General features: G+C 28.1%; 12 protein-coding genes. 4 read left to right on the top strand and 8 right to left on the bottom strand.

Annotation, left to right across the window (positions count from 1 at the left end):
- Window positions 1–26 precede the first annotated feature (26 nt).
- The 6 genes from MHL31_RS16110 to MHL31_RS16085 all read right to left on the bottom strand — a co-directional run bounded on the left by MHL31_RS16110 (window position 27) and on the right by MHL31_RS16085 (window position 9,602).
- Entirely contained in the window at window positions 27–785 is a 759-nt protein-coding gene (locus MHL31_RS16110; protein ID WP_240227016.1) for a GLPGLI family protein, read from the bottom strand.
- Window positions 786–1,847: 1,062 nt separating this feature from the next.
- Complete coding sequence (locus MHL31_RS16105) at window positions 1,848–2,210, bottom strand: methylglyoxal synthase (protein ID WP_240227015.1); 363 nt, start codon at window positions 2,208–2,210, stop codon at window positions 1,848–1,850.
- Between the two features lie 42 nt (window positions 2,211–2,252).
- Complete coding sequence (gene gap, locus MHL31_RS16100; protein WP_240227014.1) at window positions 2,253–3,245, bottom strand: type I glyceraldehyde-3-phosphate dehydrogenase; 993 nt, start codon at window positions 3,243–3,245, stop codon at window positions 2,253–2,255.
- A 34-nt stretch (window positions 3,246–3,279) separates the two neighbouring features.
- Window positions 3,280–4,266, bottom strand: a complete 987-nt coding sequence (pfkA, locus tag MHL31_RS16095; RefSeq protein ID WP_240227013.1) for a 6-phosphofructokinase — start codon at window positions 4,264–4,266, stop codon at window positions 3,280–3,282.
- 55 nt (window positions 4,267–4,321) lie between these two features.
- Complete coding sequence (locus MHL31_RS16090) at window positions 4,322–5,224, bottom strand: sugar phosphate nucleotidyltransferase (protein ID WP_240227012.1); 903 nt, start codon at window positions 5,222–5,224, stop codon at window positions 4,322–4,324.
- 10 nt (window positions 5,225–5,234) lie between these two features.
- Window positions 5,235–9,602 carry a translocation/assembly module TamB domain-containing protein gene (locus MHL31_RS16085; RefSeq protein ID WP_240227011.1) on the bottom strand — a complete coding sequence of 1,456 codons (4,368 nt, stop codon included), beginning with the start codon at window positions 9,600–9,602 and terminating at the stop codon, window positions 5,235–5,237.
- Window positions 9,603–9,745: 143 nt separating this feature from the next.
- Between MHL31_RS16085 and tsaD the strand changes: the two genes are divergently transcribed.
- The 4 genes from tsaD to MHL31_RS16065 all read left to right on the top strand — a co-directional run bounded on the left by tsaD (window position 9,746) and on the right by MHL31_RS16065 (window position 13,953).
- Window positions 9,746–10,780, top strand: coding sequence for a tRNA (adenosine(37)-N6)-threonylcarbamoyltransferase complex transferase subunit TsaD (gene tsaD / locus MHL31_RS16080; protein WP_371824127.1), 1,035 nt, complete (start codon window positions 9,746–9,748; stop codon window positions 10,778–10,780).
- A gap of 53 nt (window positions 10,781–10,833) precedes the next feature.
- Window positions 10,834–11,247, top strand: coding sequence for a hypothetical protein (locus MHL31_RS16075; RefSeq protein WP_240227010.1), 414 nt, complete (start codon window positions 10,834–10,836; stop codon window positions 11,245–11,247).
- 72 nt (window positions 11,248–11,319) lie between these two features.
- The gene (locus tag MHL31_RS16070; RefSeq protein ID WP_240227009.1) at window positions 11,320–13,548 is read left to right on the top strand and encodes a TonB-dependent receptor; all 2,229 of its coding nucleotides are present in this window, start codon (window positions 11,320–11,322) and stop codon (window positions 13,546–13,548) included.
- A 39-nt stretch (window positions 13,549–13,587) separates the two neighbouring features.
- Window positions 13,588–13,953: a heavy-metal-associated domain-containing protein gene (locus tag MHL31_RS16065; RefSeq protein ID WP_240227008.1), complete on the top strand. Its 366-nt coding sequence runs from the start codon at window positions 13,588–13,590 to the stop codon at window positions 13,951–13,953.
- Window positions 13,954–14,123: 170 nt separating this feature from the next.
- On the opposite strand, the gene MHL31_RS16060 is transcribed toward MHL31_RS16065, so the two are convergent.
- Both MHL31_RS16060 and MHL31_RS16055 read right to left on the bottom strand, forming a co-directional pair.
- On the bottom strand, window positions 14,124–15,404 hold the full coding sequence (locus MHL31_RS16060; RefSeq protein ID WP_240227007.1) for a mechanosensitive ion channel family protein: 1,281 nt from the start codon (window positions 15,402–15,404) through the stop codon (window positions 14,124–14,126).
- Between the two features lie 193 nt (window positions 15,405–15,597).
- Complete coding sequence (locus tag MHL31_RS16055) at window positions 15,598–16,911, bottom strand: dihydrolipoamide acetyltransferase family protein (protein ID WP_240227006.1); 1,314 nt, start codon at window positions 16,909–16,911, stop codon at window positions 15,598–15,600.
- Window positions 16,912–17,067: the final 156 nt, after the last annotated feature.

Below are 17,067 nucleotides of genomic sequence, written 5' to 3'. Positions count from 1 at the left end.
ATTTATTCAAGGTTATAGTATTACTTTTAATCTCTCCAAAAACCACTAGACATCTCTTTTATTTTTAGTTCAAATTCGTTTTCTGTAAGGGTTTTCCCTTTTTCTGGCTTAATTATTTCAATTGTACCTATAGGGTTTAACTTAATTTTAGTTACATAATACATCAACTTATCCTCATGCAGCTCTAAAATTAAACCAGGCAAACCTCCATATCCTTTTGGTCCATAATTTAAAGGAATATCGGGTGAATACCATGCTATAACAGGTTTTTCAAAGACCCCTTTACTGTTCTTCACGATTTTCGTTGTAGTTGCCATAAAGCATTCATAATTTTTAATTGTTTTAGTTTTATTAATGAGTTTCCATTTAATATTATTTAAATCATATTTAATTATAAATAATTCTCCAAAAGACTCTTTTTGAACAAGTTTTTCACCGCTTTGGATATTTTTATAATATACATCATCTATTCTAGAATATTTTGCAGCAATTTTATAACCTCTATCTTTATCATTATTCATTTTTTTAACTAATTTATAAATTGATTCTGCTCTATTAAATTTCAATATAAATTCAAAATTATCAGAATGCGTTCTTAGACTTTTATTAACAAAGTCTAATTGACTCCTGAATTTTGTATCTATTTTTTTTATTGCAATTGAATCAAATAAATTTTCAATAATCTTTTGCTTATAACTAACTTCTCCACTTGAAACTTGTGCTGTTAGTGAAATAAAACTAAATAAAAGAAAAAATATTAGCGTTAAATTTAATTTATTTTTCATACTTTTTATTTTTAATTCTTTTACTAAAGAGATGAGAAATAGTAGTTCCTCACCTCTTTATACTATATTATCCTGTTACATAAAGACAAGCTTCATACCAATCATTTGCCATCTCATTTGCAAATTCCATATCATAACCTTCTGCTTCTAGAAATGTCTGTAGTTCAAATGCATCTGCACCACAATTAGCTTGCTTATTTTCAGCAGCACTAACTTGAGTTAGTGGACTAATTGCAAATACAAATACTATACTTAAAATTATTTTTTACTCACTCTTTTCATATTTATAATTTTGTATTCGTGATTTTTCTTTGAAAAGTTCATTTTAATAAATTTTAATTAGTTAATAGCGCATAATTGCGCTTTAATATTTTGTTATGTCTGCGAGGAGTATTACTTTCGTTTTACTTCCTCTGTTTGTATTAATTAGCTATGTCATAGTTAGTTGGTTTTAGGTTAAACATTTTATTCGCGTATTGTGTTCTTAAAATTTTGCAAACAGAGGATTTTTCTGTTTAGATAATAAGGATGAGATTCCTGCTTTCGCAGGAATGACAATAAAAATGGAATTTCTGTATTGAATGAAATAAAAAATTTAAATGAGAATTTTATTGGTTTTGCATGTTTCATAGTACAACTTTTAACTCTTTTTCAAGTTAAATTTTAAAAAAAAAAAAAATACTTGTCAAAATAAAACAAGTTTATTTTACTGAAATACACAAGTTTATGGTTTAATTTTACTAAAGTAAGGGAAAACCTTACTTTTTATTTTATTTTTATAATGGTAAAAATTAGTTGAGAAACAACTTCTGTAGATTATTAGAAAAATGAAACCTAAAAGAGTATTAAATTAATACCCTTTTAGGTTTTAAAATTCATGTTATTTAAAAAAGTATTATAATCATCAACCTGAAACCGCATCAGATTCACGTAGCAATTGATTATCCGAATAATGTAAAACTGAAATCAAAGATTCAGCGTAGCTAAACAAGCTTAGCATGGCGTATTTCCAGACTACTGTAACAATCTCTTTATATTTTCTTAAATTTCTCTTTTTAAGATCTATATAGATTTTATCAAAAGTTCTGCAGTTGCAGGGTTTGTTGCTAATGGAACATCGTGCACATCGCATAAACGCATTAACATTGCAATATCTGGTTCGTGTGGATGCATTCCTAGTGGGTCTCTAAAAAAGAAAACCATATTTGTTTTTCCTTCTGCAACACGTGCTGCAATTTGTGCATCACCACCATAAGGTCCAGATAAAAATTTCTCTACTTTAAAACCTGCTTTTTCTGCATTTTTACCAGTAGTTCCTGTAGAAATTAATGTGATTTTTTTTTGAATTAGCAATGCTTTAAAATCCATTAAAAACTGAACCATTTCTGTTTTTTTTCCGTCGTGTGCTATAATTGCAATTTCCATACTTTTTATTAATTTTAATACTATTCGTACTCTTTTAATCTTTTAAAGTGAAGCTGAATATTCAATTAAATCTACCAATTTAGTTGCATATCCAGATTCATTATCATACCAAGCAATAATTTTAAAGAAATTTTCATTTAATTCCATTCCTGCTCGTGCATCAAAAATAGAAATTCTAGATTCAGAAACAAAATCTTGAGAAACAACTTCATCTTCTGTATAGCCTAAAATACCTTTTAATTCGTTTTCTGAAGCCTTTTTCATTACTTCCTTTATTTTAGCATAAGATGTTGCCGTTTTTAAACGCACCGTAAAATCTATTAATGAAACATCTACAACAGGAACTCGCACAGCCATTGCTAAAATTTTACCTTCCATTTCTGGAATAATTTTAATCAATGTTTCTGAAGCACTTGTTGAAGTAGGAATCATATTGTTTAATGCGGCTCTACCCCTTCTCCATTTGTCTGAAAAACCATCAACTGTATTTTGACTTGAAGTTGTACAATGCACAGTAGTTACTAAACCTTCAATTATTTCAAATTCATCATTTAAAACTTTCACTATGGGAGCAATGCAGTTTGTTGTACACGAAGCATTAGAAATTACTAAATCATTTTTCAACAATTTTGTATGGTTAACACCCATAACAAAATTTGGAGCATTTTTTGAAGGTGCAGAAATTATAACTTTTTTTGCACCTCCTTTAATATGATTTTTCGCTAGATTTTTATCTGTAAAATATCCTGTAGATTCTATTACATAATCAACATCAAGGGCATCCCACTCAATATCTTCAGGTAGTTTTTCTGAAGTAATTCGTATAGAATTATTATTAACAATTAAAAAATTGTTTTTAATTTCTATGGTTCCTTTAAAGCGTCCGTGAACAGAATCAAATTTTAATAAATAGGCTAATTGATTAATAGTCATTAAGTCGTTTATTGCAACAACCTCAATGTTTTTTCTATTTAAAATAGCTCTAAATGCTAATCTTCCAATTCTTCCAAAACCATTTATACCAACTTTTATCATGTGCTATGTTATGGTTTTATTAAAAAAAAGCACATTAAATTGACATAATATCGCTAACACGTAATAGTTCCTTATTAATTTTGTGATGTTCTTTTACAGCTAAATCTAATTCGGTTGTTGCTACCTTATTATCTATTAACCCAACCATTAAATTAGATTTTCCATCTAATAATAATTCAACAGCTTTTACTCCTAACCTACTTGCTAAAACTCGATCAAAACAGCTTGGCGAACCACCACGTTGCATATGTCCTAATACAGATACTCTTACATCATATTGCGGCATATTTTCTTCTACATAATCAGCTAATTCGAATACATTTTTACCAATTTTATCTCCTTCAGAAACCACTACAATACTAGATGATTTACCCGATCTTTTGGTTCTTTTTAAAGATTCTAACAACCTATCTAAACCTAAATCTTCTTCAGGAATTAAAATTTCTTCAGCACCTGCACCTACACCCGCATTTAAGGCTATAAATCCGGCATCTCGTCCCATTACTTCAACAAAAAAAAGTCTGTTATGCGAACTTGCAGTATCTCTAATTTTATCAATTACCTCTACAACTGTATTTAATGCAGTATCATAACCAATTGTAAAATTTGTTCCATAAATATCGTTATCAATAGTTCCTGGTATTCCAATACAAGGAAGCATATGTTCTTCATTAAAGACCATTCCTCCAGTAAAAGTACCATCACCACCAATTAAAACTAAAGCATCTATTTCTGCTTTTTTAATGTTTTGATAGGCTTTTTCTCTACCTTCTTTTGTTCTAAATTCGGTAGATCTAGCAGACTTTAAAATTGTACCACCTCTATTGATAATATTACTTACGTCACGAGCCGTTAACTGTTTAAAATCTCCTTCTATTAAACCTTGATATCCTCTATAAACGCCATAGCATTCTATATTATAATATGCACAAGCTCTAACAACAGCTCTTATTGCAGCGTTCATTCCTGGTGCATCACCTCCTGAGGTAAGCACACCTATTCTACTAATTTTTTTTCCCATAATTAAAGTTCAAAAGTACTATTAAATTTTGATTGAAAATTAATAAACTATAAAATTACCATAATTTTGCTGGATAAACTCCAGCTTCTTTTAATTTTTGAATTTCTGAAGTAACATAAGCTTTATCTTCTTTATAAGTTACTCCAAACCATCTTGCATCTGATTTTAAAACCTCCATAGTAGCTTTTCCACTAACAATTAAGTGATTCACAACTTTAGGAATAAAAAATTCAGCTTTTGGTTCTTTGTAATTTTCTTCTAAAAATTCTTCAAAAAGCGATTCGGATAACTCAAAATATTTTGGCGTAAATCCGAAGAAATTCATTGAAACTATGGTTTCTTCAGAAATTGGTTTTAAAACACCTTCAGTTTCTTTAAATTTTAATATTCCATCAACTTTTTCAATATGTGTACGTTCTGTAATTCCTGTTAAAAATCCATTTTCATCTACTCTACATTCTCCTCTAGAAACAAAACCATATTCTGAAATTGTATTTTTTAATACATAGCCCATCATATTAAAGTAACTAGAGTTTTTGTCTATGTTTTTTAGCGCTTCTGCAATACCAACAAATGCTTCTCTTCCATAAAAATCGTCAGCATTAATTACTGTAAAATTTTCAGAAATTACATCTTTTGCCATTAGTAATGCATGACCAGTTCCCCAAGGTTTTTCTCTAGTGTTATCCTTATATTTTTCTGGTATATTTTCTAGTTCTTGAAACACATATTCTACCTCTATTTTGTCTTTTAATTTTGGTGTAAAAAATGCTTTAAAATCTGCTTCAATGCTTTTTCTAATTATAAAAACAACTTTTCCAAAACCGGCTTGGATTGCATCGTAAATTGAAAAATCTAAAATTGTATCTCCTTGTTCTGAGAAAGTATCTAATTGTTTTAAGCCACCATAGCGACTTCCAATTCCTGCAGCTAAAATTACTAATGTTGGTTTACTCATCTTTTTTATATTATTTTTTTATGTTGATTGGTTTCGTTTTTTTAATTTCTTTAACAGCTGGTTTTACAGTTTCTGTAGAATCTTTTACTTTTTTCTTTTTCAACCCTAATTTCTCTAATAATTCGGTACTATCATCAAAATCTAATTGGTGATTTATTCCAATTCCTTGCGTATATCCTTCTTCATCTTGTTCAGAATATTGAATTTCATTCTGACGGTTAAATATAGATGATGTTAATGTACCAGCATCATTCAATAGAAAATCTATGGTTACTTCACCTATAAAACTTGTAGGCTCTTTAGAACCGATTGGCACACTTGCTTTACCGTTAATTAAAATTCTATCATTTACTTCGTAACCAAAATTAAAGCCTAACTGATCGTCTATATTTAAATTATCAATATTATTTTTTTCACCAAAGGTATAAACAGGTTTAAATTTAAATTTATTATCTCCTGTATTTACAATATTATCGAATGCATTTGATATTAAATCTGAAGCAGTTCCATACACCAAACCATTAGTATTTACACTTAAATCACTTTCGTTATAAAATGCACCAGAGGCTAATAATGAAACAAAATGACTTGTTTTTGTATTATCGTCATTACTATTTAATTTAAAAGCCAACTCAGCAGCAACAGTTGAACTAGAGTTTGGTATTTCTATATCAAAAGTTCGGGTTGAATTAAATAATTCGCCCGAAAAACGAGTTACTAAGTCAATTGGAATTTTTCTATTTGCAGTAATATTTTCTAGTAAAGATTTCGGATTTGCCGAAACTCTATAAATTGCTTCTATATTAATATCTGCAGTAAATGGATCTCCACTCCAAGAGACACTTCCTCCTTTTTGTACGCTAAATGGTTTGTTTATTATACCTCCGTATTTAAAATTATAAGTTCCGTTATCTATTATAAAATCTCCATACATATTAAACTTATCTTTGGTATCGAGTTCTATTTGTAAATTACCTGTTCCACTACCTTTTAAAGAACTTCCGGTAGCTTTATCCAATACCATTTCTACTTCGGCATCTTTGGTTACATCTAAATTAAAATTAAGCGACAATCCTTTTAATTTTTCTGAAATAAAAGCATTTCTACTTTCAACTTCATTTCCTTCTTTATCACTATTCACAAATCTTATCAACTCTGATGATGTTGCTGTTTTAACATCGCTAATTGGTATTACAAAGCGTGTTCCTTTATTTGTTCTACCTATAACATCTATTACTAATTTATCTGTTTGTCCAATTATAGTAGCATTTCCTCCAAGAAATCCTGTTCCATAATATAAAGATTCTTCATCTTCTTCAGTATCTAGCACTAATAAATTTCTAGTTTCTAAGTTTAAGTTAAGTGCCCAATTATCAAAATACTTATGCGAAATTGTTCCTTTTAAATCTCCTCTTGTTTTATGCTTTGTATCTTCTATTTGAACATCTTCTAAATTAAATGTTTGCTTTTCAAGTGTAATTACACTTGTACCGTCAAAAAGGTAATCTACATTTAAATATGGAAAATAAAGTCCAGCTTGGTCTAAATACAATTCACCTGTCATATCTGGATTGTTAAGTGGTCCAGTTAAATTTACATTCCCATATGCAAAGCCTCTAATTTTATTAAAAACGTCTTCTCCTAATGGACTAAATGCATCTAATTTAAATTCTTCAAAATCTAAAATTATATCTAAGGTAGGTTTTAAAGGTCTAAAATCCAGATCTCCAACTGCTGAAAAACTTATGTTATTATCTCTTTTTAATGAGACATTTACTGTATATTCTTTCATTGAATTTTTACCTTCTACAGCTACTTTTAAATCTCCTTGATTAGAATTATTAATATTAAAATCTGAAACTATTAAATCTGCAGTTGGTTTAACTTGCTTATTAAACTGGTTATAATTTAACACTCCGTTAATAACCCCTTTTAACTTTAAGCTATCAATATTTGGAGTAACGCTAGATAGTTTTACATTTTGAAAATTGAATTTAAAGTTTTTACTAATAGTATCTTGTATTGTTCCTTGAAATTCAATTTTTTGATCTTTTGAAGCAATTAAAAACTGATCTATCGTATATAATTTTGTTTTACTATCAAATACAACTTTATTTTTAAGGTTGTTATCTGGATTTATAATCCAAGTATTATTTTTGAATATAAAATTAGATTTTTGCAATCCAAAAACAGATTTATTTTCTTTATTAAAAGTATGAAAAAATGAAAGGTCAAATTTTTCTGTATTCTCGGCTCCTCCTTTAAATTCTGTTCTAAAATACAATGTATCACTTAAGGTTATGTTTACTAAATGAAGCTTAGAAATATTATAGTAATCCGATTTAATTTCGTTAACAGTAAGCTGTGTATTAAATAATGGGTTTTTGTTATCCATTTGTAAATTTAATTCATCAATAACATTTGTATAAGCCTCTACTTTTGGTGATTTTATATTTAATTTAAATGAATTATCGTTAGAGCTCATGTCTCCTCTAATAGTTGTTCTTGGAGCTAAAATTACTTCAGGGTAAAATACTTCAACAATTTTATTATGAATATTAAACCTAAAGTTTAAATTCTGATTTTCAGCTACTTCAAAAGGCTTGTAATTAGAGTAAATACTACCAATAGAATTTTGTGCTAATTTACCAAGTTCGTTAAATTTAAATTTTCCAACAATTCTACCCGTAAGTATTTCTGGAGAATTAATTGTTATGGTTCTTATGCTATCACTAAATGAAGATTTGATATTAAAATCTTTAAAAAAGTAATTTCCTTTTTGGTTTAGGTATAGTGAATTTTTAAAATCTACCGTACCTATTAAATCATCAAAAGAATTTCCTTGTACTTTAATTTCAATATCTCCTTTTATTTTTGAAATACTATCTCTTTTAAATAAATTAATAGTATTTAAATCGCAATAATCTACTGTAGATTTAAAATCAAATTTATAAACATCATTAGATAAATCAGCCAAACCATTAAAATTCAACTTTATATTATCATCATTAACTTCCATTTCACCATCAAAATGCTTGTTTTTAAATACCCCATTTAAAGTAATATTATTATAGGTATAGTTTTTATATTGATGTTTAGAGACTTTACCATTTACCGAAACATTTAAATTTTCAAAAGTAAATCCACTCCCATCAATATCTGCCTCCATTGTTAAAAGTCCTACAAGACTATCTTTCATTACTTCTCCTAACTTAAAATCTATAAGCCTCACATGGCCTTTATAAGAAGCTTTATCTATATTATCAATATTTGTTAATACCAAATCTGAAACCGAAGTTCCAAGATCAGTATCTAAAGTTAGTTGTGCCTCAATTAATTTTGGAGTAATAAAAGTATCTCCAATTAATGTAAACCTTCCTAATTTTTCAAATTCTGAAGGTAATGTATTACCTAAAGCTTCGGGTAATATTGTTTTTAAATGATTGTAATCTGAAGTTAAATTAGAAAAACTAGCATCTAAAGAAAATCCATTTTCTTGATTAAAAGCATTTTTGAAATTTAAATTACCATAAATTAATGCGTCTTTATCGGTTTTTAATTGTAAATTATTGGCAATAAAATTATTTAAGGTTCCATTAATATTGGTTGAAAAATGTAGTACATCATTCGAACCAAATTCATTATAAAAATTTTTAAGATCTATTAATGAAACATCAGCTTGTTTTACAGAAGCATCTAAAATTACTAAATTGTTAAAATCTGAAAAATCTTTCCTATTATAGGTAAACTTAATATCTGCTAAAATTAAAGACTCTTTGGTTTTTAATTCTGTATTTTCAAAATTCATAAAAGATTTTGTATACGTAAAATCTGTAGTTAAGCTTTCTATTTTTAAATTGTGATTTTCAATAAAACTAAGATTTTTTATTTCGGTTGAAACATTTGGCCCTTGAATTCTAAAATTTTTGGTTTCACCTGTAATTTTTTTAAAAAACAACGGATTTTCGTTCACTACATTTTCATCAGAAATTGTAACATAACCATTTTGTAGCTTTAATTTTGTTGCAGTTAATAAAAACCCAGATGGTTTTTCTCTTGCAGATCCATCATCAAATTTATCTACAAAAACAGTTAACGCATCATCTACTTCATTTTTGTAGGTTTTAATATTTAATGTAAAATCTCCTAATAAAATTTGACCAAATTCTAATTTATTATTGATAATGTTTTTATAACTAAAAATAGACGTTGTTAATTTTTTGGCATATATTAAAGTATCTGCATGATGATCTTTAATAAAAATTTCATTTAATTCTACATCTCCTAAAAAAGCTAAATTTACTTTTTCTACATTTATATCAACCTGAAATTCTTTTCGTAAATAATTTGTAGCCGCTTTTCCCAAACTAGTTTGCACCTTTGGAATAGATAATAATACACTTACTACTACTAAAAAAAGTAACAGTATCAGTAAAATTTTGAGCCCTATTTTTTTTATTCGTTTGATATGCGCTAAATTTGCATTTTTATGGCAATTTTCGTGCCTTTATTTGTTAAATTATGATTAAAAATAAATCAATTTACATACTCGGTATTGAATCTTCTTGCGACGATACCAGCGCTGCTGTTATCTGCAACGGAAAAATACTTTCAAATGTTGTTGCAAATCAAGATATTCATACCAAATATGGTGGTGTTGTGCCTGAATTAGCTTCACGTGCACATCAACAAAATATTGTTCCTGTAATACAACAGGCAATTCAACAGGCAAATATCGACAAAAAAGACTTAAATGCCATAGCTTTTACACGCGGACCTGGATTAATGGGTTCTTTATTGGTTGGTACTTCTTTTGCTAAGTCACTTTCACTTGCATTAAATATTCCGTTAATCCCTGTAAATCATATGCAAGGACACGTTTTAGCGCATTTTATTGATGAAGAAGACAAACAAAAACCACCATTCCCTTTTTTATGTTTAACTATTAGTGGCGGACATACACAAATTGTAAAAATTACCAATTACTTTACAATGGAAGTTATTGGCGAAACTTTAGACGATGCAGTGGGTGAAGCTTTTGATAAGTCTGCCAAAATTTTAGGGCTACCGTATCCTGGTGGGCCATTAATTGACAAACACGCAAAACTTGGAAACCCATTAGCATTTAAATTTACAAAACCTAAAATGGCTGATTTAAATTTTAGTTTTAGCGGTTTAAAAACAGGTATTTTATATTTTATCCAGAAAAAAGTAAAAGAAAATCCAAATTTTATTGAAGAAAACCTGAACGATATTTGTGCATCAATACAATATACCATTGTTGAAATTCTATTTGATAAACTTAAAAAAGCTGTAAACAAAACAGGAATAAAACATATTGCTATTGCAGGTGGTGTAAGTGCAAATTCTGAAATTAGAAAAACACTCAAAGAAACTGAATCTAAATATGGTTGGACTACCTATATTCCTAAATTTGAATACACCACAGATAATGCTGGAATGATTGCTATTACTGGCTATTTAAAGTACTTAGAAAATAATTTTAATCAAGATAATACAACTGCAACAGCACGATTAAAAGTAAGCGAACAATAAATTTTATGATATTTTAACTATTTATTTTAATTCTAAATTGTATTTTTGACGAAATGAATAAAGTTTTCAGAAAAATATCAGCAGTTATAATGGTAGCAATTTTATTGCTATCTACAACATCTTTTTCTGTTTACAAACATTTTTGTGGAGATAATTTAGTTACAATTTCAACTGAAGAAATTGATAGTTGTTGTACGTCTGAAGAAGATCCTTTAAAAACCAACAATCTTAATTTCTCTGAAAAAAATTGTTGCAAAAATGAGACATCTAGTAGCGATATTCAAATATTCGACACTACAAACCCTGTTAAAATAAGTAAAAATCAGGTTTTATTTTTAACCTCTTTTTACTATAATTTTATTGAAAAACCTACTTATTTAAATACTGCAAATAAGTATTATAAAGATTTTTCTCCCCAAAAACTTGTAGCAAATAAACAAGTCCTTTTTCAAACATTCTTAATTTGATATTACGCTTTTTTTAAAAGCTTAAAAGCCAATTCTAATATTGGCTAATTATCAATTATTAAGAATAATAACATGAATAAACATATTTTTATATTATTTATACTATTCCCCTTTATAGTATTTAGTCAAAAAACAATTAAAGGAACCATTTTAGATGCAAATAATTCTCCTATTTTAGGAGCTAGCATTTATTGGGAAAATTCTCAATTAGGTACAAATTCTGACGAGAAAGGAAATTTTGAAATTCAAACACTAGAAGATTATAGTAAACTTATTGTCAGTTTTATTGGCTATAAAACTCAAAATATTTCAATAAATAATTCAGAAGATTTAACTATTATTTTAATAGCCGACAACCAATTAGATGAAGTTCAAATTCAAACTAATAGAAAAAGTACTAGCAGACCTAATTATGTTGTAAAAAATATAATTAATGTAAATAAAGAAGAACTTTTAAAAGCAGCGTGTTGTAATTTAGCTGAAAGTTTTGAAACCAATCCTTCTATAGATGTAAATTATAGCGATGCCCTTACTGGAACAAAACAAATTAAAATGTTGGGTTTAACAAGTCCATACATTCAAATAGTTCAAGAAAACATTCCTAACATAAGAGGTGCAGCCCAAACGTATGGACTTACTTTTACGCCTGGAACTTGGGTTGAAAGCATCCAAATTACTAAAGGCGCCGGAAGCGTAGTTAACGGTTACGAAAGTATTGCAGGACAAATAAATGCTGAATTAGTAAAACCTTTAACCGATAAAAAATTATTTGTTAACACATATGGTTCACTTAATGGTAGGTTAGAATTAAATACTCATTTTAATACAAAAATTTCCGATAAATGGAATACAGGTTTGTACCTTCATGGAGATATGAGAGACAAAAAAATAGATGATAATAACGATAATTTTTTAGATGCTCCACTTACAAAACAAGTAAATATTATGAACCGATGGCAGTATACAGATACTGAAAAAGGATGGGTTAGCTTTATTAATTTACGGTATTTAAAAGATAATAAAACCACTGGAGAAATAAATTTCGAACCAGATATTCATAAAAAAACTACTACTTTTTGGGGAAGTGAAATAACTACTGAACGTTTTGAAACCTCAGCAAAAGTTGGTTATGTATATCCTGAATTACCCTATAAAAATTTAGGGTTACAGGTTGCTTACAGTTCTCATAATCAAGATTCTTATTTTGGTTTGAATGATTACAACATCAAACACGAGAGTGGTTATGCCAATTTTGTTTATAATTCTATAATTTCAGATACTCGTAATAAATTTGTTACTGGAGTTAGTGCCACTTTTGATAATTTTGATGAACTAGTTTTGACAAATAATTACAAAAGAAACGAAAACTCTGTTGGTGCTTTCTTTGAATATAATTACGATAACTTATCAAATTTAAGCCTTTCTGCAGGAATTAGAGTAGATCATCACAATTTATTAGAAACATTTATAACACCTCGTTTACATTTAAAATATACACCTTGGGAAACAAGTACATTTCGTTTATCTGCTGGTAGAGGGAAAAAAAGTGCTGCTATTTTTGCTGAAAACCAATGGCTTTTTGGAACAAATAGAACCATTAATATACTAAACAATAATGGTGAATTTTATGGTTTAAATCCTGAAATAGCTTGGAATTATGGAGCTTCATTTACACAAAAATTTAAATTTTTAAATAGAAATGGAAACATTATATTCGATTATTACAAAACCGATTTTAGTGAACAAATTATTGTAGATACGGAAAATCCTTCAGAAATTTCATTCTACAATGCTACAAGCAATACAAAAGCTAATAGTTTTCAGGTTGAAGTTAATTACAGTCCTTTTATACATTTCAATATTAAAACCGCATATAAATATCAAGACATAAAAAACAACTATATCTCTGGTAAAAAACAACAACCAATGCAACCTAAAAATCGTTTTTTCACCAACTTATCATTTCAGACACATCTAAATGAAAAAGACGGAAATTGGAAATTTGATTTTACATATAATTGGATAAGTGAACAACGTTTACCAGATACAAGCATTTTTACATCTGCTTATCAATTACCTGAATACGCCGATGCACATACCAATATGAATGCGCAAATTACAAAAGTTTTCTCACCTAGATTTGAGTGGTACTTAGGAGGTGAAAACTTAAGCAATCACAGACAAAAAACACCAATTTTAGGAGCTGATGATCCATTTGGAGCAAATTTTGATTCAAGTATTGTATACTCTTCTGTACTTGGTGCTATGTATTATACAGGAATTAGATTTAATATTGAATAACGATTTTATACAATTATAACCTTTAAAATAAATTTTAAAATGAAAAAAACACTATTAGTTATTGCAATTCTTTTTATAGGAATTTCAACGCAAGCACAAAAGAAAAATAAGAATGCTAAACTTAGTATTAATGTAAATGGTATTTGTGAAATGTGCAAAGACCGTATTGAAAAAGCTGTTTTAAAAACCAAAGGAGTAAAATTTTGTACTTGGAGCATAGAAACTCATGAACTTTCCTTAATTATGGATGAACGAAAAGTAGATGAACTTACCATTCATAAAAATATAGCTGCAGTTGGCCATGACACTCCAAAAGTAAAAGCTACAGATGAAGCTTACAACAGTTTACACGACTGCTGTAAATACGATAGAGTTGATCCTCAATATGGACACGAAGAAGAATAATTTAAATTAGGTTTAATTTTTTTACTCACAAATTCCTTATTTTACAATAAAGAATTTGTGAGTTTTAAATTTTAGACCAACACATAATTAACTCTATATCAATTAAATAAAGTTGAAAAAATTGAACATCCCAGATTTAAATCTTATAGGCTCTTAATTAATTGATTCTTTTATTTCTGAGATTCCTTTACAAAGGTTTGTAAATCTTTTCCTGTAGGCTCTTCAAAAACCTCTAAATCAAAATAAGGAATTGCAGCAATTACATGGTCAAAAATATCAGCCATAATAGCTTCATAATATGCCCATTGTTTATTTGTACTAAAACAATAAATTTCTAGAGGAATTCCTTTTGAGGTAGGTGCTAATTGCCTAACCATAGAAAATAACTCTTTACTAACTGAAGCATTTTGATTTAAATAAGCATCTAAGTATTTTCTAAAAACACCAAAATTAGTAAGGTTTCTTCCATTTATTAAAACAGACTTATCTGCATTAATTTTATTGTTATAATCTGTTATTTCTTTATATTTATCTTCTAAGTACTCAGAAACTAAGTTTATTTTCTTAAAACCATCAATTTCATCTTTAGTTAAAAACTTTATAGAAGATTGTTTAATTAAAATGGCTCTTTTTATTCTTCGTCCACCCGACTCTTCCATTCCTCTCCAGTTTTGGAAAGAATCTGAAATTAAACTATATGTAGGAATAGTAGTAAATGTATTATCCCAATTACGCACACGAACTGATGCTAAATTAATATCTGTAACCGTACCATCTGCTCCAAATTTTGGGTATGCAATCCAGTCACCTATTCTAACAATATCGTTAACAGAAACCTGAATTGAAGCTACAAAACCTAAAATAGTATCTTTAAAAATTAACAATATTACAGCAGATGCTGCACCTAATGTAGCAAAACTTAAAATATCTCTTCCTGTTAATTGATAAATGATAAAAATAATTGCTAAACCCCATAAAAAAATCATTATAACTTGAATATAGCTTTCTAAAGGCTTATCCTTATAACGTTCTTTGGTTCTTAAGTATCGCTGTGTAGACCTTAAAAAACTTCTAATAATTTTTACAAATAAAACAATTGCATATATACTTATAACATCTTCAAACCCTTTAAATAAAAGAGGAAAGTCTATTAAAATTGATGGAACTAATGCTTCTAAAAATATTAGAGGTATTATATGAGCTATATACCTAGGAAATTTACTTTGCACTAAAAAATCATCAAATGTAGTAGTAGTTTTAACAGAAAACATATCAAAACCTTTGATTATAATTCTTCTTAAGGTTCTGTCTAAAAAATAAGCACCTACAGCAATTATACTTAGTGTTATAATTAAATTTAATAGCTCTGCCCAAAAATTAGAAACTCCTCTATCAAGGAAAACTTCTTTAATAAAAGTGGTGTAATCAATTAGATTAATAAAATCAATCATAGTTATAATTTTTAATAAAAATCAATAAATTTTAAGATAAATAAAGCTCCATAATTGAAACTTTTCGAGAATCCGTTTATATTATTTTAAATTAACAATATCCATATTGTATGAAATTAAAATGGTTTAACCTCAACAATACAGATATTTTAATAAAATATTTTTTTAGAATAAAATAAAAAATCTGACTGCTTTAAAATTTAGCATCTACACTCCAAGCCTCTAAATAGTCTTTAATAACTTTTATAAACATTCCTCCTAATGCACCATTTACAACTCTATGATCATAAGAGTGTGAAATAAACATTTTATGTCTTATTCCTATAAAATCACCTTCAGGTGTTTCAATTACAGCAGGCACTTTTCTAATAGCACCCAAAGCTAAAATAGCGACTTGTGGTTGATTAATAATTGGAGTTCCAAAAACACTTCCAAAACTTCCAACATTTGTAACAGTATAAGTACCGTCTTGAATATCATCTGGATTTAATTTTCCAGTTCTAGCTCTATTTGCTAAATCGTTTACAGATCTTGTTATTCCAACTAAATTTAACTGATCTGCATTTTTAATTACCGGTACAATTAAATTTCCATCTGGTAAAGCTGCAGCCATTCCTAAATTAATATTTTTTCTTTTGATAATTTTATCACCATCAACAGAAATATTAATCATTGGATATTGTTTAATAGCTTTTGCAACTGCTTGCATAAAAATTGGAGTATAGGTTATTTTCTCACCTTCACGTGCAAAAAATTGGTCTTTAATTTTATTTCTCCATTTAACAATATTGGTTACATCAACTTCAATAAATGATTGTACATGTGCCGATGTTTGAACAGACTCTGACATATGATGGGCTATTAATTTTCCCATTCTGCTCATTTCAATTATTTCATCACCTCCATTAACTGAAACTGGAGTTACAGGTTTTACTGCAGTTTTATTTTCGATTATATTTTTTGAAACAGGCTCCTTTTTTTCAACTGGTGTAACTTCATTTTTTCCACTTTCTAAATATGCAAAAATATCATCTTTTGTAACTCTATTGTCTTTCCCAGTTCCAACAATAGCTTCTAATTGTTCAATTGAAACACCTTCTTTTTCTGCTATATTTCTAACTAAAGGAGAATAAAATTTACCCGATGCGGATTTTTTTTCTATACTTGTTGTTTCAATTACCTCATTAACTTCTTTTTCTAATTCAATAGTTGTAGCTTCATCAACAACTTCAACTTCATCTGTAGTATTTGTACTTTCGTTTTCTCCTAAAGTTTCAATTATTGCAATGGTATCACCAACTTTTACTACACTATCAACATCATACAATATCTCTATTAAAGTTCCTTCTACTTCACTCGGCACTTCAGAATCTACTTTATCTGTTGCAATTTCTACAATTGCTTCATCTAGTTCAACACTACTGCCAACTTCTTTTAACCAAGAAGTTATAGTTGCTTCTGCAACACTTTCACCCATTTTAGGAATTTTTACTTCAAATTTTGCCATTATGTGTGTTTTTTTAAGTTCGGCAAATTTACAAAAATTATAGCCCAATATTAAATATGTTGAGCTTTATATTCTAGCAAGAGTTTCCTATAAAAAATTTAATAATATTTGATTTGAAAAAAACTTAACCTTAAAAACATATTAATATACTTAACA

The organism is Lutibacter sp. A80 (assembly GCF_022429645.1).
In the GTDB taxonomy this organism is placed as follows: Bacteria; Bacteroidota; Bacteroidia; order Flavobacteriales; family Flavobacteriaceae; genus Lutibacter.
The sequence above is the reverse complement of the archived record's forward strand: the minus strand, read 5'-3'. Positions and strand labels throughout refer to the sequence as shown.